Annotated in this window: 24 protein-coding genes; 11 read left to right on the top strand and 13 right to left on the bottom strand. The window is 70.5% G+C overall.

Annotated elements, in window-relative coordinates:
* The first annotated feature begins 16 nt into the window (after window positions 1-16).
* Entirely contained in the window at window positions 17-301 is a 285-nt protein-coding gene (locus ETD85_RS29555) for a DUF4235 domain-containing protein (protein WP_138693068.1), read from the top strand.
* Here the strand turns inward: ETD85_RS29555 and ETD85_RS29550 are convergent.
* The 6 genes from ETD85_RS29550 to paaN form a co-directional block, all read right to left on the bottom strand.
* Window positions 234-1,667 (bottom strand): alpha,alpha-trehalose-phosphate synthase (UDP-forming), encoded by a 1,434-nt coding sequence (locus ETD85_RS29550; RefSeq protein WP_138693067.1) that lies wholly within the window; start codon window positions 1,665-1,667, stop codon window positions 234-236. The two genes, ETD85_RS29555 and ETD85_RS29550, sit on opposite strands and share 68 nt — an antisense overlap.
* A 16-nt stretch (window positions 1,668-1,683) precedes the next feature.
* Window positions 1,684-3,234 carry an FAD-dependent monooxygenase gene (locus tag ETD85_RS29545; RefSeq protein ID WP_138693066.1) on the bottom strand — a complete coding sequence of 517 codons (1,551 nt, stop codon included), beginning with the start codon at window positions 3,232-3,234 and terminating at the stop codon, window positions 1,684-1,686.
* Window positions 3,231-4,178, bottom strand: coding sequence for an MBL fold metallo-hydrolase (locus ETD85_RS29540; protein ID WP_138693065.1), 948 nt, complete (start codon window positions 4,176-4,178; stop codon window positions 3,231-3,233). The genes ETD85_RS29545 and ETD85_RS29540 overlap by 4 nt, the downstream gene beginning before the upstream one ends.
* Window positions 4,179-4,193: 15 nt before the next feature.
* Entirely contained in the window at window positions 4,194-4,529 is a 336-nt protein-coding gene (locus ETD85_RS29535; RefSeq protein ID WP_138693064.1) for a hypothetical protein, read from the bottom strand.
* The gene (locus ETD85_RS29530; RefSeq protein WP_276617288.1) at window positions 4,526-5,335 is read right to left on the bottom strand and encodes a 3-hydroxyacyl-CoA dehydrogenase family protein; all 810 of its coding nucleotides are present in this window, start codon (window positions 5,333-5,335) and stop codon (window positions 4,526-4,528) included. Before ETD85_RS29530 ends, ETD85_RS29535 begins: the two co-directional genes overlap by 4 nt.
* An 87-nt stretch (window positions 5,336-5,422) precedes the next feature.
* The gene (paaN, locus tag ETD85_RS29525) at window positions 5,423-7,069 is read right to left on the bottom strand and encodes a phenylacetic acid degradation protein PaaN (RefSeq protein WP_138693063.1); all 1,647 of its coding nucleotides are present in this window, start codon (window positions 7,067-7,069) and stop codon (window positions 5,423-5,425) included.
* 97 nt (window positions 7,070-7,166) lie between these two features.
* Here paaN and paaI point away from each other — a divergent pair, with 97 nt between their 5' ends.
* Genes paaI through ETD85_RS29510 form a run of 3 tightly spaced genes read left to right on the top strand, consistent with a single transcriptional unit; the run spans window position 7,167 to window position 9,486 of the window.
* Window positions 7,167-7,547 carry a hydroxyphenylacetyl-CoA thioesterase PaaI gene (gene paaI / locus ETD85_RS29520; protein WP_138693079.1) on the top strand — a complete coding sequence of 127 codons (381 nt, stop codon included), beginning with the start codon at window positions 7,167-7,169 and terminating at the stop codon, window positions 7,545-7,547.
* Between the two features lie 21 nt (window positions 7,548-7,568).
* Window positions 7,569-8,873 carry a phenylacetate--CoA ligase PaaK gene (gene paaK / locus ETD85_RS29515; protein ID WP_138693062.1) on the top strand — a complete coding sequence of 435 codons (1,305 nt, stop codon included), beginning with the start codon at window positions 7,569-7,571 and terminating at the stop codon, window positions 8,871-8,873.
* Between the two features lie 4 nt (window positions 8,874-8,877).
* Window positions 8,878-9,486, top strand: a complete 609-nt coding sequence (locus ETD85_RS29510; protein WP_138693061.1) for a TetR/AcrR family transcriptional regulator — start codon at window positions 8,878-8,880, stop codon at window positions 9,484-9,486.
* A gap of 20 nt (window positions 9,487-9,506) precedes the next feature.
* Here the strand turns inward: ETD85_RS29510 and ETD85_RS29505 are convergent, their stop codons facing one another.
* The 4 genes from ETD85_RS29505 to ETD85_RS29490 form a co-directional block, all read right to left on the bottom strand.
* Window positions 9,507-10,328, bottom strand: a complete 822-nt coding sequence (locus ETD85_RS29505) for a hypothetical protein (protein ID WP_240779509.1) — start codon at window positions 10,326-10,328, stop codon at window positions 9,507-9,509.
* 15 nt (window positions 10,329-10,343) lie between these two features.
* Window positions 10,344-10,643: a DUF4193 domain-containing protein gene (locus ETD85_RS29500; protein WP_090929286.1), complete on the bottom strand. Its 300-nt coding sequence runs from the start codon at window positions 10,641-10,643 to the stop codon at window positions 10,344-10,346.
* Between the two features lie 310 nt (window positions 10,644-10,953).
* On the bottom strand, window positions 10,954-12,219 hold the full coding sequence (locus tag ETD85_RS29495) for a sensor histidine kinase (RefSeq protein ID WP_138693060.1): 1,266 nt from the start codon (window positions 12,217-12,219) through the stop codon (window positions 10,954-10,956).
* A gap of 65 nt (window positions 12,220-12,284) precedes the next feature.
* Window positions 12,285-12,938, bottom strand: coding sequence for a response regulator transcription factor (locus tag ETD85_RS29490; RefSeq protein WP_138693059.1), 654 nt, complete (start codon window positions 12,936-12,938; stop codon window positions 12,285-12,287).
* A gap of 233 nt (window positions 12,939-13,171) precedes the next feature.
* Here ETD85_RS29490 and ETD85_RS63340 point away from each other — a divergent pair, with 233 nt between their 5' ends.
* The gene (locus ETD85_RS63340) at window positions 13,172-13,336 is read left to right on the top strand and encodes a hypothetical protein (RefSeq protein ID WP_165974805.1); all 165 of its coding nucleotides are present in this window, start codon (window positions 13,172-13,174) and stop codon (window positions 13,334-13,336) included.
* Between the two features lie 57 nt (window positions 13,337-13,393).
* On the opposite strand, the gene ETD85_RS29485 is transcribed toward ETD85_RS63340, so the two are convergent.
* Together ETD85_RS29485 and ETD85_RS29480 are read right to left on the bottom strand one after the other, a co-directional pair.
* Entirely contained in the window at window positions 13,394-14,182 is a 789-nt protein-coding gene (locus tag ETD85_RS29485; protein ID WP_138693058.1) for an inositol monophosphatase family protein, read from the bottom strand.
* Window positions 14,182-16,158, bottom strand: a complete 1,977-nt coding sequence (locus tag ETD85_RS29480; RefSeq protein ID WP_170246901.1) for a S9 family peptidase — start codon at window positions 16,156-16,158, stop codon at window positions 14,182-14,184. The genes ETD85_RS29485 and ETD85_RS29480 overlap by 1 nt, the downstream gene beginning before the upstream one ends.
* 56 nt (window positions 16,159-16,214) lie before the next feature.
* On the opposite strand from ETD85_RS29480, the gene ETD85_RS29475 reads away from it, so the two are divergent.
* Window positions 16,215-17,207, top strand: coding sequence for a ferrochelatase (locus ETD85_RS29475; RefSeq protein WP_138693057.1), 993 nt, complete (start codon window positions 16,215-16,217; stop codon window positions 17,205-17,207).
* Here the strand turns inward: ETD85_RS29475 and ETD85_RS29470 are convergent.
* Window positions 17,198-18,400, bottom strand: coding sequence for a lytic transglycosylase domain-containing protein (locus tag ETD85_RS29470; RefSeq protein WP_138693056.1), 1,203 nt, complete (start codon window positions 18,398-18,400; stop codon window positions 17,198-17,200). The genes ETD85_RS29475 and ETD85_RS29470 overlap by 10 nt on opposite strands.
* 93 nt (window positions 18,401-18,493) lie before the next feature.
* Here ETD85_RS29470 and ETD85_RS29465 point away from each other — a divergent pair, with 93 nt between their 5' ends.
* From ETD85_RS29465 to sepH, 5 genes are all read left to right on the top strand, one after another.
* Window positions 18,494-19,696 carry an MFS transporter gene (locus tag ETD85_RS29465; protein WP_138693055.1) on the top strand — a complete coding sequence of 401 codons (1,203 nt, stop codon included), beginning with the start codon at window positions 18,494-18,496 and terminating at the stop codon, window positions 19,694-19,696.
* A 54-nt stretch (window positions 19,697-19,750) separates the two neighbouring features.
* Window positions 19,751-20,473 carry a polysaccharide deacetylase family protein gene (locus tag ETD85_RS29460; protein ID WP_138693054.1) on the top strand — a complete coding sequence of 241 codons (723 nt, stop codon included), beginning with the start codon at window positions 19,751-19,753 and terminating at the stop codon, window positions 20,471-20,473.
* 42 nt (window positions 20,474-20,515) lie between these two features.
* The gene (locus ETD85_RS29455; RefSeq protein ID WP_138693076.1) at window positions 20,516-21,793 is read left to right on the top strand and encodes a D-arabinono-1,4-lactone oxidase; all 1,278 of its coding nucleotides are present in this window, start codon (window positions 20,516-20,518) and stop codon (window positions 21,791-21,793) included.
* 114 nt (window positions 21,794-21,907) lie between these two features.
* On the top strand, window positions 21,908-22,867 hold the full coding sequence (locus ETD85_RS29450) for a S8 family serine peptidase (RefSeq protein WP_138693053.1): 960 nt from the start codon (window positions 21,908-21,910) through the stop codon (window positions 22,865-22,867).
* A gap of 160 nt (window positions 22,868-23,027) precedes the next feature.
* Window positions 23,028-24,188 (top strand): septation protein SepH (gene sepH / locus ETD85_RS29445; RefSeq protein ID WP_138693052.1); only part of this gene is annotated, 1,161 nt, incomplete at its 3' end.

Below are 24,188 nucleotides of genomic sequence, written 5' to 3'. Positions count from 1 at the left end.
GGGAAGGGAGAGCGGCATGGCGGAGGACAAGCCCGATATCGCCTGGCGGGTCATCGGCGGTTTGGTGGGATTGGTGACCGCGTGGGGAGCGCGCAAGCTCCTCGGGTTCGTCTGGGTGAAGGCGACCGGCAAGGAGCCGCCGCTCGACCCGGACTCGCCCGAGGTCGGCATGGGCGAGGCCATCGGCTACGCCGTCCTCATGGGGGTCGGCATGTCGGTGGCGCAGATCGTGGTCAACCGGACCGCCAAGAAGCGCTACGACGCGTGGAAGACGGTGAAGCGGGTGACTCCAGGGCAGTGAGGAACTCGCTCGCCCAACGGTCCACGTCGTAGGTGGCTACCCGGCGACGCATCGTGCGCATCCGCCGGGCCAGCTCGTGCGGCGTGGCCCGCATCGCCGCCAGCATCTGCCGCTTGACGTCCTCCACGTCGTACGGATTGACCAGATAGGCCTGCCGCAGCTCGTCGGCGGCCCCGGCGAACTCGCTGAGCACCAGCGCGCCGTGCAGGTCGTGGTGGCAGGAGACGTACTCCTTGGCCACCAGGTTCATCCCGTCGCGCAGCGGCGTCACGACCATGACGTCGGCGGCCAGGTAGAGCGCGGCCAGCTCCTCGTGGTCGTAGGACTGGTGGAAATAGTGGATCGGCTGGTAGCCGAGCTGCGCGTGCTCGCCGTTGATCCGGCCGACCTGCAGCTCGATGTCGTCGCGCAGCCTCTTGTACTCGTCCACCCGCTCCCTGCTCGGGGTCGCGATCTGCACGAACACCGCCTCGTTCGGGCGCAGCCGCCCGTCCTTGAGCAGCTCGCCGAACGCCTCCAGACGCTGCCCGATCCCCTTGGTGTAGTCGAGGCGGTCGACGCCGAGCAGCACGTGCTCGGGGTCGCCGAGCTCAACCCTGATCTCCTTGGCCCGCGCCATGATGTGCGGCTCGCGGACGAGCGAGTCGAGCTGGGAGAAGTCCACCGAGATCGGGAACGCCTGCGTGGTCACCACCCGGTCGTCGAGGAAGATCTCGTTCCCCTTGTACGGCAGCCCGAGCAGCCGGCGGCACAGCCGGCGGAAGTTCGAGGCGCCGCCGGGCAGCTGGAAGCCCACCAAGTCGGCGCCGAGCAGCCCTTCGACCAGCTCCTTGCGCCACGGCAGCCGCCAGAACAGCTCCGTCGGCGGGAACGGGATGTGCAGGAAGAACCCGATCCGCAGGTCCGGCCTGATCCGGCGCAGCATGGCGGGGACGAGCTGGAGCTGGTAGTCCTGCACCCAGACGACCGCGCCCTGCTCGGCGGCGTCGGCGGCCGCGGTGGCGAAGCGCTCGTTGACCTCCCGGTAGGTCTCCCACATCTCCCTGTCGAACACCGGCGGCGCCACCACGTCGTGGTAGAGCGGCCACAAGGTGGCGTTGGAGAAGCCCTCGTAGTAGAGCTCGACCTCGCGCGCTGACAGGGGAACGGAGATGAGGCTCATGCCGCCCTGCGCGAACGGCTCCAGCTTCTCGTCCGGCGCCCCGTGCCAACCGGCCCAGGCTCCGTGGCGGCGCTGCATCACCGGTGCTATCGCGGTGACGAGTCCGCCAGGACTTCTGCGCCACGAGGCCGTTCCGTCGGGTTCGATCGTCCGGTCCACCGGCAGGCGGTTCGCGACGATCAGAAACGAGCTACGGCCAGTCACGCAGTCCCCCTATGGGTTATATGTCAGGAGAGCCGCCTAGTGCGCGGCTCACGGCAGCCGTCACCGAATCGGGTCCCGCATGGGGGATGATCGCGGCGATATGGGCATCGGGCCTGATGAGCCATGCCTCGTCCGGCCCTGCGCCGAGCTTCTCAGCGAGCGAGCCAGTTCCCTCCATCTCCGCGAGCCCGCGTACGGCGAGCGGCGCCGTAATGACCTTGCCCAGGACCTGCGCAAACAAACGCGAATCGCACATATCACCCAATAGAACGAGAAATCCGTCACGGCAGATCGAGCGCAGTCCGCCGCCGGGCACCGGCAGATCGGGCAGGATCACGCCGGGGGCGGGCTCGCACAGCGCCCCCTTGGGCGGCCGGCCCTTGAACGGCCGTCCGGGCTCCGGCGTGGTGAGCGGTGAGTCCACGTACCAGAAGGGCTCGGCGAATCGGCCCGAGTCCACCTCCGCGACCAGGCCGCCTTCGAGCACCTTGCGCCGGTGCACCCGCTCCTCCACGGTCCTCGGCGCGATGAAGCGCATGGTCGCGGCGGTGATCTCCATGTTCTCCACGGCGGCCGCGTGCCGCTCGGCGTGGTAGCTCTCCAGCAGGCCGTCGCCGGCCCAGCCGTTGAGCACGAAGGCGAGCTTCCACGCCGCGTTCTCGGCGTCGGGCACGCCCGAGTTGAGCCCGCGCGCCCCGAACGGGGCCACGAGGTGGGCACAGTCCCCGGCCAGCAGGACCCGGCCCACGCGCATGCGGGAGGCGATGCGGGAGTGGAACCGGTATGTGCTCCGCCAGAGCAGCTCGTAGGGCCGATCGCCCAAGATTTGCCTGATTTTTCGCGAAATATCGATGTCTGTAGGGATGTAGTCGGGTGCGATCTGCCAGTCGATCCTGAACGTGCCTCCCGGGCACGGATGGATCAGCACCTGGCGGCCGGGGTTCCAGACCGGGTCGAAGTAGAAGCGCCGCTCGTTCTCCCAGCCGGGCAGGTCGGCCTTGACGTCGCAGATCAGGAACTGGTCGTCGAACGTCTCGCCGTCGAACGTGACGCCGAGCGCCCGGCGTACCGACTGGGCCCGCGCGCCCGCGCAGGCCATGACGTAGGGGGCGCGCAGCAGCCGCTGGCCGCACTGGACCGTCACCCCGGAGGCGTCCTGCTCCAGGCCGGTGACCTCGTGGTCCCAGCGGACCTCGATGAGCGGCTGCGCGGCGATGACCTCGTCGAGGATCTGCTCGGTGCGGGTCTGCGAGATGTTGACGCAGGGCGGCAGCGGCCCCTCGCGCTCGAACGTCCAGGAGAACAGCTCGGTGTCCCGGAAGTAGGTCCTGGCCGTGGTCCAGGCCAGTCCCTCCTCCGCCACCTTGCCCGCGCCCGCCGCGGCCCAGATGTCGAGCACGTCGCGCTGCTGGCAGATGGACTTCGACCCGACCGGCTCCCGGCCCGGCCGCCGGTCCAGCACCAGGACCTGGATGCCCCAGCGGGCCAGCAGCAGCGCGGCGCTCTGCCCGACGGGGCCCGCGCCGATGACGATGACCTGCGCGCCCGTCTCTTCCACCGGCTTCATGACTGGAGCTGGTCCCATACCTCGCGGTCGCGCTCCGCTGTCCAGACGCGCGGCCGCTCGACGCCGTGCAACTCGTCCCAGAGCCTGGAGACGTTGAACGGCAGGCAGTGCTCGAAGATCGGCCAGGAGCCGTACCGGGGCTCCAGCGCCCGGTGCGTACGCTCGAACGCCTCCTTCAGCGTGCTCGCGGCACCGGTCTCGCGCAGCATCACGGCGAGGAAGTCGCGGGTCTGGGCGATGGCCGCGGCCACCTCGCGCTCGCCGCGCGCCACCGCTCCCCTGCCGCCGACCAGCGTCCGCGCCCCGAACGACGCCACCTCGTCGAGCGTGCCCGAGGACCAGTCCCGGTGGAAGGCGTCGCCGGTGTAGAGGGCGGCCTGGGACTCGACCAGGTCCCCGGCGAACATCACCCGGTGCTTGGGCAGCCACGCCACCAGGTCGCCCTCGGTGTGCCCCCTGCCGCAGTACGCCAGCACGAGGTCACCGCGGTCGCCGCCGAGATCGATGGTGAACCTGTCGCTGAACGTCGCCGTCGGCCACGTCAGCCCGGGGATGGACGCGGGCTCCTTGAACAGGCGGGGCATCCTGGCGTACTCGCTGGCCCAGTCCTCCTCGCCGCGCTCGGCGATCAGCGCGCGGGTGTTGTCGTGGGTGACGATCACGTCCGCGCCGAACGCCGACGCGCCCAGCACCCGCACCGCGTGATAGTGCGACAGCACCAGATACCTGATCGGCTTGTCCGTGTGGGCGCGCAGCCGGTCGAGCCACTCGCGGGCGGCGACCGGCGTCGCCAGGGCCTCGAAGCAGACGAGGAAGTCCTCGCCCTCGATCGCGCCGACGTTCGGGTCGCCTTCCGCCGTGAGCGCGTAGACGCCCTCGGCCAGCACCTCCAGCGACTGCCTCTTCTCGCCGAGATCCGCCGACGAGGCGAACGGTCTGGCCATCGCTCCTCCTCCCGCTCAGGCGTCGAAGTCCACCCGCACCCCGGGGGTGACCGGATGACTCTGACGAATCACGACATACCCACCCACCAGCTCTCCCGGTTCGAGGGCGTAGTCCTGCTCCATTCCCACCTCGCCGGAGATCAGGCGCACCCGGCACGGGCCGCCCGTGCCACCGTGGCAGGCGCACAGGGCCTCCAGGGCCTCCAGGGCGGCCGTGGCGCGCCGCCGGCTCTCGTGGCCCTCCTGGGTGCCCCGGCCCGGCCGGACCGCCCACAGGGCCGCGTGGTCGCCTGAACCTGCGCACGGCTCGATCCGCCGGTCCGCCTCGATCGGCTCCTGGAACGCGCTCACCAGTCGTAGAATCCCTTCCCGCTCTTCCGGCCCAGCTCACCGGCCGCGACCTTGTCCCGCAGGAGTTTCGGCGGCTCGAAGCGGGGGCCCAGCCGGGCGTGCAGATATTCGGCGATGGCCAGCCGCACGTCGAGCCCCACCAGGTCGCCCAGCTTGAGCGGCCCCATCGGGTGGCCGTAGCCGAGCGCCATGGCCGTATCGATGTCCTCGGGGGAGGCCACGCCCTCCTCCACCATGCGGATGGCCTCCAGGCCGAGCAGCACGCCCAGCCGGCTGCTGGCGAACCCGGGCGAGTCGTTGACCACCACGCTCGTCTTGCCGATGTGCTCGACGTGCCGCCTGGCCCGCTCCAGCACGTCGGCGGGGGTGGACTCGGTGACGATGATCTCGACCAGGCGCTGGACCGGGACCGGGTTGAAGAAGTGCAGGCCGATCAGGCGTTCAGGGCGGTCGAGCGCGGCGGCCAGCTCGGTGATGGACAGCGAGCTGGTGTTCGTGGCCAGCACGGCGCCGTCGCCCACCCTCGACTCGGCCTGCGCCAGGACCGCGGCCTTGAGCGCGGGATCCTCGGGCACCGCCTCGATCACCAGCTCGGCGTCCGGCGGCACGGCCGCCATGGTCAGCCTGGCCATGGCCGCGTCCTTGTCCGCGACGCCCTTGGACTCGGCGATGGCCAGGCCCTCGGCGATCCGCCAGCGGGCGGCCTCGGCCTCCGGCTCCTGCACGGTGACGCGGTCGCCCCTGGCCAGGAAGACCTGCGCGATCCCGGCGCCCATGCGCCCACCGCCGATGACAGCCACCTGCACGATGCCTCCTTTATGGTGAAATTTCGACACCTTTCGGGCTGCTGAAACCCCCCGCCGCCGCCGAGCGGGCGGCGGGGGTGCCGCCGCTCAGCCGGGACGCCGCGACTGGACCACGTGGAAGCGGCCCGCCACGTAGCCGGGATCGGTCAGCGAGGCCGTGGCCGCCGGGTTCGCACCGGTCCCGTGGTAGTCGCTGAAGGCCGCCGACTGGTTGACGAAGACGCCGCCGGTCAGGTTGCAGGACAGGTTCACCCCGGCGTCGACGGCGGCCCGCTCGGCCCGGTCGAGCACGTCGTCGGAGGTGGAGTAGACGGCGGCGGTGAGCGCCCCGCGAGCCTTGATCGTCCGGCGCAGCACGTCGAGGCTCTCCTCGGTCGAGCCCGTGGGGATGACGAGGGAGATGGGGCCGAAGTGCTCCTGACCGTAGACCTCGGGGTTGGCCGCGTCCACGCGGACGATCAGCGGCGTCCTGACCACCGCGTCGGGGAAGGCCGGATGCTTGATCACCCGCGACTCCAGCACCACCTCGCCGAGCTCGGGCGCCGCCTCCAGCCGCGCCAGGACGTCGGGGTTGACGATGGCGCCGGTCAGCTCGACCGCGCGGGCGTCGTCGCCGAGCAGCTTGCCGACCGCGGCGGCCAGGCCGGCGACGACCTCGTCGAAGCTCTTGTGCCCCTCGTCGGTCTCGATGCCGCCGGCGGGGACGAGGATGTTCTGGGGCGCGGTGCACATCTGGCCGCTGTAGAGCGACAGTGAGAACGCCAGGTTGCCCAGCATGCCGCGCCAGGAGCCGGTGGAGTCGACGACGATCGTGTTGACCCCGGCCTTCTCGGTGTGGACGAGCGCCTGGGTGGCGTTGTGCTCCAGCCAGTCGCCGAACTCCGTCGAGCCGGTGAAGTCCACGATGCGGATGTCGGGGTGGGTGGCCAGGTCCTTGGCCAGGCCCCGCCCCTCCTCCACGGCCAGGGAGACGAGCGCGGGGTCGAACCCGGCCTCGGCGAGCACCTCGCGGGCGATCTGCACGGTGATCGCCAGCGGCAGCACGGCGCGCGGGTGGGGCTTGACGATCACGGGGTTGCCGGTGACGAGCGAGGCGAACAGCCCCGGGTAGGCGTTCCAGGTCGGGAACGTGTTGCAGCCGATCACCAGCGCGACACCCCTCGGCACGATCGTGAAGCGCTTGTCCATGACCAGCGGGTCGCCCTTGGCCGGCTTCTCCCAGCGGGCCGTGGCGGCCGATGAGGTCATGGCGGCGTAGCCGCAGGCGACGGCTTCGAGCGCGCGGTCCTGGGCGTGCGGCCCGCCCGCCTGGAAGGCCATCACGAACGCCTGGCCGGTGGTGTGCTGGACCGCGCAGGCCAGCTCGAAGCTGCGGCGGTTGATCCTGTTGACGATCTCTATGCAGGCCAGCGCCCGCGCATCGGGACCGGCGTCCCGCCAGGCGGGCATGGCCGCCTTCGCGGCGTCGATGAGGTCGTCGGGCAGCGGCTGCGGGTAGGTGACGCCGAGGTCGATCCCGTACGGCGAGCGCTCGGCGCCGATCCAGGACCCGGTGCCCGGCTGGTCGAGCGGGAACGGCTTGCCCAGGTAGGACTCGAACGCCTCCTTGCCCCGCTCGGCCGCCCCCTCGCCATAGACACGCGGGCTGGGCGACTCGGGATAGGCGCTCCAGTAGCCCCGGCCGGCGATCGCGGAAAGGGCTTTCTCCAGGGTCTCGCGGTGCTGCTCGAACATGTTGTCCACCCTCTTGACAGGGAACCACCGGTCGTGAAGTGTTTACCGAACATTCGGTCAGTTGACAAGGAGACCTGCGTTGGAGAGCGCGCGTCGCATGATGGACGCCGACACCGCCTCCGCGGCCCTGGGCATCGAGCTGACGGAGCTGGGTGAGGGCCGGGCCGCGTGCCGGATGACCGTGTCGGGCCAGATGATCAACGGGCACGGCCTGTGCCACGGCGGCTACGTCTTCCTCCTCGCCGACACGGCCTTCGCCTGCGCGTGCAACACGTACGGCCCCGTGACGGTCGCGGCGGGCGCGGAGATCACCTTCGTCGCGCCTGCCCGCGAAGGTGACATCCTGGTGGCCGAGGCGGCGGAGCGGACTGTCTACGGCCGCAGCGGCATCTACGACATCACGGTGCGCGGGCCGGGCGGACAGGTGGTCGCGGAGTTCCGCGGCCGCAGCAGGCGGCTACCGACGGCAGATCATTGAGACGGGAGCGGTGAACGGCTGATGAGACTCGGCGATCCCCCCGCGCCGGACGAGCTCGACCCGATCGAACGGGTGTCCCGCGACGAGCTCAGGGAACTCCAGCTCGAACGGCTGCAATGGACACTCAGCCACGCCTACGAAAACGTCCCGCTATATCGGGATAAATTCGATAGTGCCGGTGTCCGTCCGAGCGACTGCAAGGAGCTGGGCGACCTCGCCCGCTTCCCCTTCACCACCAAGCAGGACCTGCGCGACAACTACCCGTTCGGCATGTTCGCCGTGCCGCGCGAGCGGGTGGCCAGGATCCACGCCTCCAGCGGCACCACGGGCAAGCCGACCGTGGTGGGCTACACCAGGAAGGACCTGGACGTCTGGGCGGAGGTCATGGCGCGCTCGATCCGCGCCTCCGGCGGGCGGCCCGGCGACATCGTGCACGTGGCCTACGGATACGGGCTGTTCACCGGCGGCCTGGGCGCGCACTACGGGGCCGAGCGGCTGGGCTGCACGGTCGTGCCGGTCTCCGGCGGCATGACGCCCAGGCAGGTGCAGCTCATCACGGACTTCCGGCCCGACATCGTCATGGTCACGCCGTCGTACATGCTGGCCCTGCTGGACGAGTTCGAGTCGCAGGGCCTGGATCCGCGGGAGTCGTCGCTCCGGATCGGGATCTTCGGCGCCGAGCCCTGGACCGAGCAGATGCGCGCGGAGATCGAGGACCGCTTCGACCTGCACGCCGTCGACATCTACGGCCTGTCGGAGGTGATGGGCCCCGGCGTGGCGAACGAGTGCGTCGAGAGCAAGGACGGCCTGCACGTCTGGGAGGACCACTTCTACCCGGAAACGGTCGACCCGTTCACCGGCGAGCCGGCCGACGAGGGCGAGCTGGTCTTCACCAGCCTCACCAAGGAGGCCATGCCGGTCATCCGTTACCGCACCCGCGACCTGACCAGATTGCTGCCTGGGACGGCCAGGCCGGCGTTCCGCCGCATGGTGAAGGTGACCGGCCGTACCGACGACATGATCATCCTGCGCGGCGTGAACGTGTTCCCGACCCAGATCGAGGAGGTCGTGCTGCGCACGGCGGGCCTGTCGCCGCACTTCCAGCTCCACCTGACCCGTCCGGACCGCCTCGACGTGATGACCGTCAGGGTCGAGGCCCGGCCCGGCGCCGAGGGCCGCGCCGAGGCGGGCGAGGCGCTGCGCAGGGCGGTGAAGGACACCGTCGGCGTGAGCGTGGAGGTCGAGGTGGTGGACCCGGAGACGCTGGAACGCTCGGTCGGCAAGCTCAAACGGGTCATCGACAAGCGGATAACCAGGGATAATTAACACCATGGCCCCGCCGACCCCGACGCGTCACCGCAAACGTGGACACGACCCCGAGTCCGTGCTGTCCATCGCCGTGGGCGTCTTCAACGAGCGCGGCTACGACGGGACGAGCATGGAGGACCTGGCCAGGGCACTGGGCGTGACCAAGTCGGCCATCTACTACCACGTGCCGGGCAAGGAGCAGCTCCTCGCCAGAGCGCTCGACCGGGCGCTGGACGGGTTGTTCGAGATGGTCGCCGACCAGCGGGCCGCCACGGGCACGGCGATCGAGCGGCTGGAATGGGTCGTGCGGCAGAGCGTCCGGATCCTCATCGACCGGCTACCGTACGTGACGCTGCTGCTGCGGGTGCGGGGCAACAGCGCGACCGAGCAGGCGGCGCTGCAGCGGCGGCGGGAGTTCGATCGGTTCATCAGCCACCTGGTCAAGGAGGCGGCGGCCGACGGGAGCATCCGGCCCGACGTGGACCCCGCGCTGGTGACGCGGCTGTTGTTCGGCACGGTGAACTCCATCACGGAGTGGTACCAGCCCGCGCGCGGCGCCTCGGCGGACGATCTGGCCGACGCGCTGATGAAGATGACGTTCGACGGGCTGCGCGGCCGGCCGGCGGCGTAAGCCGGGCAGACGCGGGCCGCTCAGGTTTCGAGTTCGCCGCTGGTGCCGGGATCGACCTCCTCGCGCCGCTTTCCGCGCGGAAGCTTGCCGCGCAGGTCGTTGCGGATGGCCTCGCCGAGCTTCTTGGTCGCGATCCTGTTGAGCGCGCCGCCCGCGACCGCGCCGGTCAGGAACGGGCCGAACGTCGTCAGGTGGCGGCCGAGCGTGCGCATCAACCGGTTGCGCAGGGCCGTCTTGGTGGCCGCGCCGAGCGCGAGCGAGACGGAGGCCGGAGCCAGTGGATCGATGCCGCGCTGCTTGGCCCAGGCGGCCGTGAAGGCGACGGCCCGCTGGGTGCCGGTGCCCTGGACGCGTACGCCGTAGACCTCGTGCAGCTCGGCCAGCAGCTTGACCTCGATGGCGGCGACGACCATGGTCTCGGCCACGAGCTGCGCCGGAGCGGAGAGGAGGAGGGGTGGTGCGGCGAACTCGGCCGCCGCGAGCGCTCCGCCGATGGCGCCTACCGTCATCGTGGCCTTCTGAGCGGTGCGCACCAGATCGTCGGCGAGCTCCTCGCCGGTCAGGCCGTGATGATGCTCGGAGAGCGTGTGCAGATCCCTGATCGGGATGCGCGGCACGATGTTGAGGAAGACGTCAGCCAGCCAGCGGCCCCGGCCCGCGCCGGTCGCGCGTGCCCTCTTCGCCCCTGCGGCCAGGGATTGGGCTAGTCGGCCGAGCAGCTTGCGCCGCTCGGCCGGCTCCAGGTCACCAGGCGCGGTGAGCCTGCCGACGAGCTCGCCGACCTCCTTGTCGGGGTCGGCGATCTCACTGCCCGGTTGGTGGTCCTTCTCCGGTACGGCCACGCGATGCCTCCTCTGTTAGGCGGCGCACTCCCTGCAGACCTGCTGGCCGTTCCTCTCAGAGGCCAGCTGGCTGCGGTGGTGCACCAGGAAGCAGCGTGAACAGGTGAACTCGTCCGCCTGACGAGGGATCACCCGCAGGGACAGCTCCTCGTTCGACAGGTCGGCACCGGGAAGCTCGAGCGACTCCGCCAGATCGGTCTCGTCGATGTCGATGCTGCCGGACGACTTGTCAGTGCGCCGCGCCTGGAGTTCCTGGAGGCTGTCCTCCCCCAGGTCGTCGTCTGTCTTGCGCGGGCTGTCGTAGTCGGTAGCCATTGTGCTTACTCCATCCCCCTCATCTATATGTCTTCGCGCTCATCGCGCGTCTTCTAACGTCCGGGAGGCCCATCTTGTGCCCGTTCCGCCGGGGAGATTTCCCATCGGTACCCCGCAGGAACGCGCCACGAACCTCCCAACACGTCAGGGCCTGCTGCCGTTGGCAATGGTTAGCCAAATATGGCGAAACCCACAGCCTTGGCGTCATGCACCACCGTGTTCGACGGCACATCCAACCACATGTACGGCGAGAACGAGACGCCCCCACCACATCAACACGCGGACGGACGCGCATGAGCAACATCGCGGGTCAGCGTCTCGGGAGACGAATGGTCACGACAAGTCCTCCACCATCACGCGGCACGGCGGCCACATTTCCGCCGTGCGCCTGTACCACCGCACGGACGATGGACAGCCCGAGCCCCGCTCCCTTGGCCGATTCCACGCGGTCCGCGTGGAGCCTCCTGAACGGCTCGAACAGGCTGTTCACCTCGTACGCCGGGACGTGCTGCCCCGTGTTGGCCACCTGAACAACCAGGGCACCGTCCACCATTCCCGTTCGGATCCATACTTTTCCGTTTTCGGGAATGTTGTACTTGACCGCGTTCTCCAACAGGTTGCTCACGGAGCGCTCCAGCAGCACCGGATCGCCTACGGTAGGCGCGCTGACCAGTTCGGTCGTTACGGTTACCCCGTGCTCCTCGGCGAACGGCGTGACCTGTTCCACGGCCGTCTGAGCGACTTCCTGAACGTCCAGCGGTTTGCGCACCGCGAGTTCGCGCTCGCTCCTGGCGAGCAGCAGCAGCCCCTCGATGAGCTTCTCGTTACGCGCGTTGACTTCGAGGAGGGTACGGCCGAGCGCTTTGAGATCCTCCGACGCCTCGGGATCGGACAGGGCGATCTCCAGGACCGTCCGGTTAATCGTGAGAGGAGTCCGCAATTCGTGCGAGGCGTTGGCCACGAATCGGCGCTGGGTGTCGAAGGCGACGTTGAGGCGGGTGAGCATGGCGTCGAAGGTGTCGGCCAGCTCCTTCAGCTCGTCGTTGGGGCCTTCGAGTGCGATGCGCTGGTGGGCCAGCGTGCTCTCCGAGAGCTTGCGGGCCGTGCCGGTCATCTGCGTGACGGGCTTGAGCGCGCGGTCGGCCACGAAATAACCGATGATGATCGCCAGGATGCCCACCCCGAGCAGCACGAGGAAGGAGCTGCCGAACAGCGCGTCCCTCGCGTTGGCGATCGCCTGCTGCTGGAACTGCCGCCACGACGTCTGGAGCTGGGCGTCCTGCACCGGGCCCAGCCCGAGGTCGATGGTGGGCCAGGCCTCACCGATCGCCCTGCCCACGATGGCGTAGATCGAATAGAGCAGCACGCTCGCCGCCACGAAGAACAGCAGGCCGTAGGTCAGGGTCAGCCGCCACCGGATGCTGACCTTCCCCGGCAGCGCCTTCATCCGCTCCATCGGCGTGCGCGTGAGCACCGGGTGCGACGGCGGGGGCGGTCCGTCCCAGGCGGGCGGCCCGGTGGGCGGCGGGGCCTCCTGCACGCGCGTCGCCTTCCGGGCGGAATGCGGGCTGATCATCGGATGCGTCGGCCCGGCCGCACGCTCCGGCCCGGCCGGAGTCCTCTCGTGTTCTGGCCTGTCGGTCACAATTTGTACCCAACCCCGGGCACAGTCTCGATCACCTGAGGCTCGCCCAGCTTCTTCCTCAGCGTCATCATGGTCACGCGGACCACGTTGGTGAACGGGTCGATGTTCTCGTCCCAGGCCTTGTCCAGCAGGTCCTCCTGGCTGACCACGGCGCCTTCGGCCCGCATCAGCTCCTCCAGGACCGCGAACTCCTTCTTGGTCAGCACGACCTCCTTGCCGTCGCGCTCCACCAGCCGCTTGCCCGGGTCGAGCCGGATCCCGGCCCGCTCCAGCACGGGCGGCAGCGCGGGGGCGGAGCGGCGGCCGAGCGCGCGCACCCTGGCGACCAGCTCGATGAACACGAACGGCTTGGCCAGGTAGTCGTCGGCCCCCAGACCGAGCCCCTCCACCTTGTCGTCCACGTCGCCGGAGGCGGTCAGCATCAGGATCCGCGAGGCGGTCCGCTGCTCCACGAGCCGCCGGCACACCTCGTCGCCGTGCACGACCGGCAGGTCACGGTCCAGCACGATCACGTCGTAGTCGATGTAGGAGGTCCGCTCGAGAGCGCCGCCGCCGTCGTAGGCGACGTCGACCGCCATGGCCTCGCGGCGCAGCCCGGTCGCGATCGCGTCGGCGAGCACCCGCTCATCCTCTACCACCAGCACTCGCACGCCTGGAACACCTCTCTCCTATTCTGGGCACTCATTCTGCCCACAGCCTCGATAAGCGCACGGTAAGGCATGTCAAGGCGTGGGTGACCCACCGGTGAGGGGAAGCATCCGGAAATTCATGTTTCGGAGGGCGACAAGCCGGGGTATGCCTGCGAGACACCCATCGCCCGGACATGAACCGGCAATGGGCAGACTTCGCCCCACACGGTTCGAACCCCCAGAGAGTAGGTGAGATGGGCGAGTTCACGACCACGATCGAACACCGCCTCGACCAGGCTTATAAGGGCCTTCGGGAGGCCCGTAGCGTCGGCGACGACTACCTCGCCGACACCCTCACCGCCGAGATCGAGGACCTGCGCAGGCTGGCAGACGATCACGGCATCCCGTTGCCCCGCTAGCTCACGGAAACGGCCGGAGCCCCCTGGCTCCGGCCGTTCCCCTCCAACCCCACCGGCTCAGGGCGCCCGATCGGCGTCCAGCGCGACCAGCAGGTCGTGCAGCTCCTCGAACAGCCCCGGCGCGGCGCACAGCGCGAACTCCGGGCTGACCGGCCGGCCGCGCAGTCCGCCCAGCGTGGCGCCCGACTCCGTCGCCACCAGCCCCGCGGCGGCGAAGTCCCACTGGTTGACGCCCCGCTCGTAGTAGGCGTCCACGCGGCCCGCCGCCAGCGAGCACATGTCGATGGCGCACGAGCCGCCGCGCCTGATGTCGCGCACGCGCGGCAGCACCTCGGCCACCACCTGGCCCTGGACGACGCGCCTGGCCGCCGAGTAGCCGAACCCGGTGGCGACCAGGGCCTGCGCGAGCGGCACTCCCGTGTTGCAGCGCAGCCGCTCGCCGCCCAGCCAGGCGCCTCCGCCGAGCGAGGCGGTGTAGACCTCGCCGCGGGCCGGTACATTGACCACCCCGGCCACGGCCCGGCCGCCGACCTCGACGGCTATCGACACCGCCCAGTCCGGCAGGCCGTACAGGAAGTTGACGGTGCCGTCGATCGGGTCGACGACCCAGCGCACGTCGGACTCGCCGGGCTCCTCGCCGCCCTCCTCGCCGAGTATGCGGTCATCGGGCCTGGCGGCCAGGATGCGCTCGCGGATGAGCTCCTCCGACGCCTTGTCCAGCGTCGTGACGACGTCGGTGGGGCTGGACTTGGTCTCGACCTCCTCGGACATCGTGGGCCGCTTGGCGAGGATCATGTCCCCCGCCTCGCGGGCGATGTCCTCGGCCAGCCGCAGGAAATCCGTCATCACGCCACCGAGTCCGGGCGCTTCCACTCCTGGCCGAGCACGTGCTGGGCGAGGAAGGCGAGCACCGTCTCGTACCAGGCGACGGCGTTGCCGGGCTTGAGAATCCAGTGGTTCTCGTCCGGGAAGTACAGGAACTTCGACTCCACCTCGCTGCGGCGCAGGTCCCACCACAGGCGCAGGCCCTCGCCGATCGGCACGCGGTAGTCCTTGTCACCGTGGATGACGAGGATCGGCGTGGTGATCTCGGTGAGCGAGCGGTGCGGCGACAGCAGGTCGTAGCGCTCGGAGCCGGGCTCGCCGAACTCGCGCTGCCAGTACATGGAGGCGTCGGTGGTGCCGGCGAACTGGTCGAGGTTCCACAGCGAGGCGTGGGTGACGATGGCCTTGTAGCGGTCGCTGTGGCCGGCCAGCCAGTTGGCCATGTAGCCGCCGTACGAGCCGCCCATCGCGCCGATGCGCTCGGCGTCGATGTCGTCCCTGGCCAGCGCCACGTCCACGATCGCGTCGAGGTCGGCCTGGGTGCGCGGGCCCCAGTTGCCCCAGCCGCGGTCGATCATCTCCTGGCCGTAGCCGGTGGACAGGCACGGGTCGGGCATCAGGACGGCGTACCCGTGCTGGGCCATGATCCACGACTGCCAGCGCCACTGCCAGTCGTTCCACGAGGCGACGGGCCCGCCGTGGATCCACAGCAGGAACGGCGCGGGGTTCTCGGCCGATGCGCCCTCGGGCAGCACGAGCCAGCCGCGGATCGTGGTGCCGTCGTCGGCGGTGGCGGAGATCTCGGTCAGCGTGCCGGGCACCTCGGGGCGCGGCGCGGGCGAGGGCAGGTCGGTGATCTCGCCGGTGGCCGCGTCGATCCTGGCGGGGGCGGGCGCGAGGTCGACGCCGCTGCGCAGGGCGTAGACGAAACGGCCGTCGGCGGAGGGGTTCAGCCCGCTGTAGGCGGCGTCGTCCTGGGTGAGCCTGCTGTGCTCCCCGTCCAGGGGCACGCGGAAGACCGGGCGGCGGCCCTGGTGGTCGGCCACGAGGTAGACGGCCGAGGAGTCCGGGGCCCAGTCGACGCCCGCGGGGAACAGGTCGGGCGCGTACGCGCGGCCCTCGCCGGTGACCAGGTCGGCGATCCACAGCTCGCTGCGCGCCGAGACCTCCAGCCCGGTGAACCGCTCGCGGGAGCAGGCGATCTTCGTGCCGTCGGGAGAGACGGCCATCGGGCCGGTGAAGTCGTGGCGGTCCTCGGTGAGCAGCACCCGCCGCTCCCCGGTGGCGACGTCGATGGTGACCAGATCGGTACGCCACTCCCCCTTCGCCAGGTAGGTGCGCCAGGTGCTGATCACGGTGGTGCCGTCGGGGGTCAGCTCGAAGGCGCCCTCCCTCAGCGCGTCGCCCGCGTCGGGGGTCAGGTCGCGCACGTCCTCAAGGCGGTCGGCGCCCAGCCGGGCGGCGAACAGCCTCGGACGCCCCGGCCCGAGGTCGTGGTCCCAGTAACGGACCGGATAGCCCTCGTGCAGGATGGCGCTGATGCCCGCGTCCTTGCGCGCCTTGCGCTTCTCCTCGTCGGCGGACTCCTCGCCGTCGAGGACGTCGGAGGAGAACACGACGACGTCGCCGGCCGTGCGCACGGCGCCGACGCCGCCGGGGCGGGTGGCCACCTGACGGGCCTCGCCGCCCGCGCGGGGCAGCAGCCAGAGCGCCGGCACCTCGTCCGCGGAGTCCTTGACGGTGGGGTCGGGGCGGGCCGAGGTGAACAGCACATCGCCGCCGTCGGTGAAGACCGCGGAGGTCTCGCCCTTGGCCGAGCGCGTCAGCCGGTAGGGCTCGCCGTCGACCGGGATCGCCCAGAGCGCGGTGCCGAACGACTTGCCGTCGGGATTGAGGGACTGGACGGCCGAGATCAGCCTGGAGCCGTCAGGTGAGAGGCGTAGCGAGAGAACCCGGGGAATGGCCACATAGTCGCGTATGTCGTTGAATGCGCTCACTCAATCGAACCTACCGCGAGGGAGGGACCAGAGAGGGCCCGGCATAAGGTTGTCACGTGGGAATTTACGACGCCTTGCTGGTCCTGTCGTTCGGGGGTCCCGAAGGTCCCGACGACGTGCTGCCCTTCCTGGAAAACGTCGTACGCGGCCGCGGCGTGCCCCGCGAGCGGCTGCTAGAGGTGGCCGAGCACTACCAGGGGTTCGGCGGCGTCAGCCCGATCAACGCCCAGAACCGCGCACTGGTCGAGGCGCTGCGCCCGGTCGCCGGGGTGCCGGTCTATTGGGGCAACCGTAACTGGCACCCGTTCGGCGAGGACACCGTGCGGCAGATGAAGGCCGACGGCGTCCGGAAGGCGGCCGTCTTCGCCACGTCGGCGTTCGCCGGCTACTCCAGCTGCCGCCAGTACTACGAGGACATCCGCCGGATCTCCGTCGAAGGCGGCCCCGAGCTGGTCAAGATGCGGCACTTCGGCGACCACCCCGGGTTCGTGGCCGCGATGGCCGACCACACGCGGGCCGCGCTGGAGCGGCTCGGCCGCGACGACGCCAGGCTGGTGTTCACCGCCCACAGCATCCCCGTCTCCATGGCCGAGAGCGCCGGCCCGGCCGGCGGCCTGTACGAATCGCAGCTCCGCAGGAGCGCCGAGCTGGTCAGCCAGGCGCTCGGCCGCTCCGAGCCTTGGGACCTGGTCTGGCAGTCGCGCAGCGGGCCGCCGCAGGTGCCGTGGCTGGAGCCCGACGTCTGCGACTTCCTGCGCAAGACGGACGCGAGCTCCGTCGTGCTGGTGCCGATCGGGTTCGTCTCCGACCACATGGAGGTCGTCTACGACCTCGACACCGAGGCCAGGCAGGTGGCCGCCGAGCTGGGCCTGCCCATGGAGCGGGCGGCGACCGCGGGCACGCACCCGCGCTTCGTCCAGATGGTGCGCGAGCTGATGGACGAGCCCGAGCCCGTCCCCTGCGCGCTCACGTGCTGCCCGCCCCCCGTGCGGCCCGCGCGGGCCCAGGCGACTCAGGCTCCTCAGGCGCCTCAGGCGCCTCAGGCGTAGGTGCGGGCGTACGCCTCGGCGATGCCCATGACCTTGTTCACGTAGTCCCACGAGTGGTTGTAGAACCAGATCGCCTTGCGCAGCTTCTCGCCGCCCTTGCCCGCGCCGTTGGCGCACAGGTAGTTGGCCGCGCCGGGCACGGCGTCGTACGGGCTCCAGATGTCGCTCTTGCCGTCGCCGTCGCCGTCCACGCCGTAGTGCTTCCAGGTGGCGGGCATGAACTGCATCGGCCCCAGAGCGCCCGCGCTCGACGGGCCGTTGTTGCGCCCGTGCGAGCTCTCCACCTGGCCGATCGCCGCCAGCACCGTCCACGACAGCCCTGGGCAGCGGGTGGCTGAGGCCTTGTAGAGCTCCAGATAGCTGCCCGGCCGGCCCACGCTGACCGGCTGCGGCTGATCCTGCTGGGCCGACTTCCGCTGCCCGGCCTTCTGCTGGGCTTTCGCGGCGCGCTCGGCCGCGTCGAGCATGACGACCTGCGCGCCCTTGCCGAGCGCCTTGCGTACGGACGACTCGCTGATCTTGCCCGGCTTGCCGTGCAGCAGCACCGCCACCCCGGGCGCGAACCCGAGCGCCTTGCCCATGTCCGCGCTCACCAGCCCGTCCACGCCCTTGAGCCCGAGATCGGCCGAGGCCGCGACGCGCAGCCTGGGCCCGCCGTCCACCTGGTACATGGCGCCCAGGATCATGCCGAACTTCCGCATCGCGCTCGCGTCGGCCACCAGCTCGCCCCTGGCCAGCGCGCTCCAGACGGCGGGCTGGTCGGCGACGGGCTGCGGCGTCCAGGAGCGGAAGTCGGCCGGGTCGACGGCCAGCAGGTTCAGTGCGGTGCCCGACACCTTGACCGCGCCCGCGTCCACCACGATCACCTTCTGCACGTGCGCCAGCTCGCCGAGCGTGAACCTGGTCCGCTTCGGCACCGTGGCCGCGGCGATCGCCAGCACGCGCGGCGGGGTCGAGGTGATCCCCGGGCCGCCCTGACCGAAGTCCTTGACCGGCGCCGCCGTGGGCACCATCTGGTCGAGGCGGGGAGCGGGTTGTGTCTGCTGTGTCCTGGGCTGTCGCCGTACGGGCTCCTGCGCACTGGTGAGCACGTCATCGCCCAGAATCACCACGAGACCGCCGGCCGCGACGGTGACCGCGAGCACGGCGATGACCATGAGCATGACCGCACGAAGAGAGGGAAGACCGGACACTCGGGACACGTTAACCCACGCACCGCACAAATCACTTGCCATCCGGACAGTCGGTGCGCAAAGGTTAGCTGGCTCGTGTAAGGGGGAAATGACGTGGTCGGGCCTTACCGGGGGTTGTTCAACCGGCCCGGCGTCAAAGGGTTCGTGCTGGCCGGATTCGTCGGCCGGATGCCGATGTCCATGCTCGGCATCGGGGTCGTGCTGCTGATCTCCGCGCTCACGGAGTCGTACGCCATCGCCGGCGCGGTCGCCGCCGCCACCAACGTGGCCTTCGCCGTGGCCGCCCCGCTGTCCGGCCGGCTGGTGGACAAGTTCGGGCAAGGCCGGATCATCGCCCCGTTCGCCGTCGTCAACGGGCTGGCCATGGTCGCCCTCATGCTGTGCGCCGGGTTCGGGCTGCCCGACTGGACGCTCTACGCCTCCGGCCTGGTCATCGGGGCCACCTCGCTGTCCATCGGCTCGATGGTGCGGGCGCGCTGGTCGGTCATCCACGGCGGGTCCGACAAGCTGCACACCGCGTTCGCGTTCGAGTCCGTGGTGGACGAGGTCGTCTTCGTCACCGGGCCCGCGCTGGTCACGGTGCTCGCGACCGGCGTGAACCCGTACGCGGGGCTGGTCGTCGCCCTGATCTGCATGCTGCTCGGCTGCCTGGCGCTGGCGGCGCAGCGGCGCACCCAGCCGCCCGTCCAGCGGGTCGCCTCCGCGGGCGGCACGCCCATCCTGATCCCCGGCATCGCCCTGCTGGCGTGCGTCTACCTGGCGCTGGGCGCGGTGTTCGGCTCGGTGGACCTGGTCACGGTGGCCTACGCGGAGGAGCACGGGGTCAAGGCGGCCTCCGGGTTCCTGCTGGCCGCGTTCGCGGGCGGGTCGATGGTGTCGGGGCTGTGGTTCGGGTCGAGGCACTGGAGGATCTCGCTGCGCGGACGGTTCATGCGGGCGCTGGGCGTGTTCGTGGTGGGGCTGGTGCCGATCGCGTTCATCGACAACGTGTGGATCATGGCGGGGGCGCTGTTCCTGGCCGGGTTCGCGATCTCGCCGACGCTCATCACGGGCTTCTCGCTCACCGAGCGGCTGGTGCCGCCGTCCCTGCTCACCGAGGGCATGGCGTGGATCTCGACGTCGATCGGGTTCGGTGTGGCGATCGGCGCGTGGGCGGGCGGGCGGCTCACGGAGGCGTACGGAGCCTCGAACGCCTACACCTTCGCCCTGGGCGCCGCGATCGTCGCCGTGGTCGTGGGCATCGGAGGTTCGGGTTTGCTGAGACTTCCCGAGGCGTCTTCACCCGCCAAGAGCTGATCCGCTACGGTCGTGAGATCCCTCGCAACACCCATCACACCGGAAGCTCTACTTATGTCCCGACAAATCACTTCACTTCTAGCTATCGCGGCTGTTTGCGTCACTCTGGCCCCGGCGCCCGCGTTCGCCCAGGCTCCGAAGAAGGAGCCGGTCGACTGCGAGCAGGTCAAGTGCATCGCGCTGACATTCGACGACGGTCCGGGCCAGTATGCGGGCACCCTGCTCGACACGCTGAAGAAGTACGACGCGAAAGCGACGTTCTTCCTCGAGGGCCAGTACGTGAAGAGCCGCCCCGCCTACGTCAAGCGCATGGCCGCCGAGGGCCACGAGCTCGGCAACCACAGTTACAGCCATCCTGACTTCACCAAGAGTGAGGCCGGGACGATCAAGAGCGAGATCCAGAAGACCCAGGACGCGGTGAAGAAGGCGGCGGGCGTCGAGCCCAAGCTGCTGCGCCCGCCGTACGGGCTGGCCGACCTTCAGGTGTCCGACATCGCCGCCGAATACGGCATGCCGATGATCCTGTGGACCGCCGGCTCGCAGGACTGGAGCTCCAAGAACGTCGAGGCCATCAAGAAGAAGACCCTTGAGGTGGCCCAGCGCGACGGCATCATCCTGATGCACGACTGGGTCAAGCAGACCGTCGACGCGATGCCGGCGCTCATCAAGACCCTGCAGAACAAGGGTTATCACCTGGTGACCGTGTCGGACGTGGTCAAGCGGCAGAACCTCGAACCCGGCGACATCTTCCCCGTTCCCGAAGGCTGGGAGAAGTGAGTATCGTTCACGTTTAGCGGAACGAAGCTCTGGAGGGTGCTCGTGGTCTTCACCAACTGGGCGCAGAACCAGTCGGGCACCCCCGCCGAGGTGCGTACGCCGGCGTCCGTCGCGGACGTCGTACGCGCCGTGCTGGACGCCGCCGCCTCCGGGCGGCGGGTCCGGATGGTCGGCACGGGCCACTCCTTCACCGGGGTGGCCCTCACCGACGGGATCATGCTACGCCCGCACGGGCTGACCGGGGTCAGGTCGTGGGCGGGCGACCGCGTCACCGTGCTGGCCGGGACCCCGCTGCGGGTGCTGAACGAGCTGCTCGGCGAGCGCGGCCTGGCCCTGGCGAACATGGGCGACATCACCGAGCAGACCGTCGCCGGCGCGATCCAGACCGGCACGCACGGCACGGGACGCGACAGCGGCGGGCTCGCCGACCAGGTCGAGGAGCTGGAGCTGGTGCTCGCCGACGGCTCGGTGGCGACCGTGAGTCCGGGCGAGGACCTGTTCGACGCCGCCAGGGTGGGGCTGGGCGCGCTCGGCGTCCTGACGGCCGTGACCTTCCGGGTGGAGCCCGCGTTCCTGCTGCACAACCGGCGGCGCCGGCTGCCGCTCAGCGAGATCCTGGGCTCGCTCGACTCGCTGATCTCCGCCAACGAGCATCTCGACTTCTTCTGGCTGCCGCACACCGACGCGTGCCTGGTCAAGACCAACAACAGGAACCCCGGCCCGGCCCGGCCGCCCGGCGCGGTCAAGCACTGGATGGACAACGTGTTCCTGGAGAACACGGTCTTCGGCGCGGCCTGCGCCGTGGGCGCGGCGCTGCCCGGCCTGATCCCGCGGATCAACGCGGCCAGCGCGGCGGCGCTCGGGGACTCCGAGTCGGTCGACACGTCGTACAAGATCTTCACGGCTCGGCGCGACGTGCGCTTTCTGGAGATGGAGTACGCTGTGCCGCGCCATCGCCTGGCCCAGGCGCTGCGCGAGACCAGGGACCTGATCGAGCGGATGGATTGGAAGATCACTTTTCCCGTGGAGGTGCGGGTCACGCCGCCCAGCGAGGCGTGGCTGTCCACCGCGTACGGACGCCCGTCGGCGTACGTCGCCTGCCACATCTACCGCCCGACCCCGAACCCCGAATACTTCGAGGGTGTCGAGGAGATCATGACCCGGCTGGAGGGGCGGCCGCACTGGGGCAAGCTGCACACCAGGGACGCCTTCTACCTGAGCAAGGTCTATCCCCGCTTCGCGGACTTCACGGCGCTGCGCGACCGGCTCGACCCGCGGCGCCTGTTCACCAACGAGTACCTGGACCTCGTGCTCGGCTGACGGCCCCCGTCGACCGCCCGATGTCCTGCGTTAGGTAAAGAGCTGGCGCGCGTATCGGCGTGTGCGCGTGTCTTGCCACGCACGCCCACCGCGCGGGCGGCAACCTTGTAGCTCGTGCCCCGACGACTCGGCCTGCCCTCCGTTTACCTCGCCGCGGCCGTGGCCACGGCCGCCACGACCGCCGTCCCGCTCGCCATGACGCCCGCCTCAGGATTCGCCCTGGCCCCCGTCGCGTCCGAGCCCGGCCGCCCCTACATCGTCACCGCCCGTAACCGGGTGGCCGCCCGCGAGCTCGTCGGCGAGGTGCGCTGGCGGGTACGGCGCTTCTACACCGCGGCGCTGCCCGGGTTCGCCACCTTCCTCACCGCCGGCGAGCTGGCCGAGCTCCGCTCCGACCCGCGAGTGCGCGCCGTCGAGCCGGACCGCCAGATCCACCCCATGACCGCCGCCGCGCCCGGCCGCCGGCCGGCCATGCGGACCGGCGGCGCGGGCACGACCGTGTACGTCGTGGACAGCGGCGTCGACGTCGCTAGGCCCGAGTTCGGGGACCGGGCCTGGCATGCCTTCGACGCCACCGGCGGGACCGGCCGCGACTGCTCCGGCCACGGCACGCAGGTCGCCAGGACCATCGCGGGACGCTACTCGGGCGTCGCGCCCAAGGCCAGGATCGCCTCCGTGCGGGTGCTCGGTTGCGCGGGCCCCGGCACGCTGGCCGACGTGCTGGCCGGGCTCGACTGGATCCGCCGCCACGCGCGCGGCCCCGCGGTCGCCAGCCTCTCCTTCGACGGGGCGGACTCCCCCGCACTGAGCACGGCCGTACGGGCGCTGGCAGGCTCCGGTCTCTTCACCGTCGTAGCCGCCGATACCAGTACTTGCCGGGTCACACCGGGCGGCGCGGCCTACTCGGCGAACGCCCCGCACCTCGCCGGCGCCGCCGCCCGCTACCTGGAGCTCCATCCTGCCGTTCATCCATCCGTTCTCGCGTCTTGGCTGAAGTGCACGACAACACGGGGCGCGATTCGTCAGAATCCGTCTGGGGCCTCTAGCCTCCACATGCACAGCGGCGGGCAATAGCGGGATGGATCCCACAAATGTGACCGGCGTCACAACGCCCCGGGGCTATCCCAGGAAGGCGATGTTCGGACATGCCGGGTACGGTGCTGGCAGGCAACCGGCACACGCGAGAGACTCAAGGGTCCGGGGGAAGAATGGCGACGCTGACGAAGGGACTCGCATGCAGGAGCTCCGACTCGTCGCGGTGAGTGAGGACGGCACCTATCTCGTGCTGGCTACTGCCGGACGAGGTACGCGCTTCACGCTTCCCGTGGACGACCGGCTCCGTGCTGCCGTCCGCGGCAACTTCTCCCGTCTCGGCCAGTACGAGATCGAAGTGGAGAGCCCGTTGCGCCCCAAGGAGATCCAGGCACGCATCCGCGCCGGAGAGACGGCGGAGGAGATTGCCGCGACCGCCGGGATCCCGGTCGAGCGCGTCCGCTGGTTCGAGGGGCCGGTGCTGCAGGAGCGGGAGTATGTCGCTCAGCAGGCGCAACGCGTGGCCGTACGCATGCCGGGCGAGTCCGCGCCCGGCCCGACCCTCGGCGATCTCGTGGCGGAGCGGCTGACCAGGCGCGGCGTGCCGACCGACGAGATCGACTGGGACTCCGCCAAGCGCGACGACGGCCTGTGGCGGGTCAAGCTCGGCTACGTCTGGAACGGTCACACGCGCCACGCCGAGTGGCTCTTCGACCCGCGCAAGCGCCATGTGACGCCCCACGACGACGAGGCCCTGCGCCTGTCCGCCGCCGACTTCGACCCTGAGCCGGCCGTGGTCGAGGACACGACGGTGACGCCGTTCGCGCCCCGCATGGCCAAGCTGCAGCCGGTGCCGCCGCTCGCCTCGGACGCGGTGGCGTTCCCCTCGGTGGTGCGCCGCGAGCCCGAGGAGCCCGCGGTGGGCTACACGCCGCCGGTCAGGGGCTCTGAGACGGCCTACACCCGCGCGCCCGAGTCGTCGCCCCGCGAGACCCCGTTCGACCGCGGAGCCCGCGACCAGGAGCCGTCCTACGGCGCGCCTGGCACGTCCGCGGCTGCCGGACCCGGCACGTCCGGACCCGGCACGTCCGAGCCCGGTGCCCGTCCCGACTCGCCGTCCCGCGAGCCTTACCGCCAGGACTCACCATCTCGCGAGCCCTACCGCCAGGACTCGCCCTCCCGCGAGCACTTCCGGCCTGAGCCGCCTGCCCGCGAGGCCGGCCATGCCCGCCCCGGCGACACCTCGTCCCGCCGCAGCACCGCTTCGACGTGGCTGCCCGACTTCGGTACCGGGCGTCAGGGGGAGCGCGACAGCGACTCCATCTACGCTCCGGCGACCCCGCCGGCCGCCCACCCGGACGCC

Source organism: Nonomuraea zeae (genome assembly GCF_005889725.1).
GTDB classification, from domain to species: domain Bacteria; phylum Actinomycetota; class Actinomycetes; order Streptosporangiales; family Streptosporangiaceae; genus Nonomuraea; species Nonomuraea zeae.
This window is presented reverse-complemented; position numbering and strand designations above follow the sequence as displayed.

Excerpts from the sequence above, each read along its gene's own strand:
- ETD85_RS29510 (WP_138693061.1), top strand. The coding sequence starts at position 8,878 with ATGGCCCCGCCGACCCCGACGCGTCACCGCAAACGTGGACACGACCCC.
- ETD85_RS29460 (WP_138693054.1), top strand. The coding sequence starts at position 19,751 with ATGTCCCGACAAATCACTTCACTTCTAGCTATCGCGGCTGTTTGCGTC.
- ETD85_RS29545 (WP_138693066.1), bottom strand. The coding sequence starts at position 3,234 with ATGAAGCCGGTGGAAGAGACGGGCGCGCAGGTCATCGTCATCGGCGCG.
- ETD85_RS29485 (WP_138693058.1), bottom strand. The coding sequence starts at position 14,182 with ATGACGGATTTCCTGCGGCTGGCCGAGGACATCGCCCGCGAGGCGGGG.
- ETD85_RS29540 (WP_138693065.1), bottom strand. The coding sequence starts at position 4,178 with ATGGCCAGACCGTTCGCCTCGTCGGCGGATCTCGGCGAGAAGAGGCAG.
- paaK (WP_138693062.1), top strand. The coding sequence starts at position 7,569 with ATGAGACTCGGCGATCCCCCCGCGCCGGACGAGCTCGACCCGATCGAA.
- paaN (WP_138693063.1), bottom strand. The coding sequence starts at position 7,069 with ATGTTCGAGCAGCACCGCGAGACCCTGGAGAAAGCCCTTTCCGCGATC.
- ETD85_RS29495 (WP_138693060.1), bottom strand. The coding sequence starts at position 12,219 with ATGATCAGCCCGCATTCCGCCCGGAAGGCGACGCGCGTGCAGGAGGCC.
- paaI (WP_138693079.1), top strand. The coding sequence starts at position 7,167 with ATGATGGACGCCGACACCGCCTCCGCGGCCCTGGGCATCGAGCTGACG.
- ETD85_RS29500 (WP_090929286.1), bottom strand. The coding sequence starts at position 10,643 with ATGGCTACCGACTACGACAGCCCGCGCAAGACAGACGACGACCTGGGG.
- ETD85_RS63340 (WP_165974805.1), top strand. The coding sequence starts at position 13,172 with ATGGGCGAGTTCACGACCACGATCGAACACCGCCTCGACCAGGCTTAT.
- ETD85_RS29555 (WP_138693068.1), top strand. The coding sequence starts at position 17 with ATGGCGGAGGACAAGCCCGATATCGCCTGGCGGGTCATCGGCGGTTTG.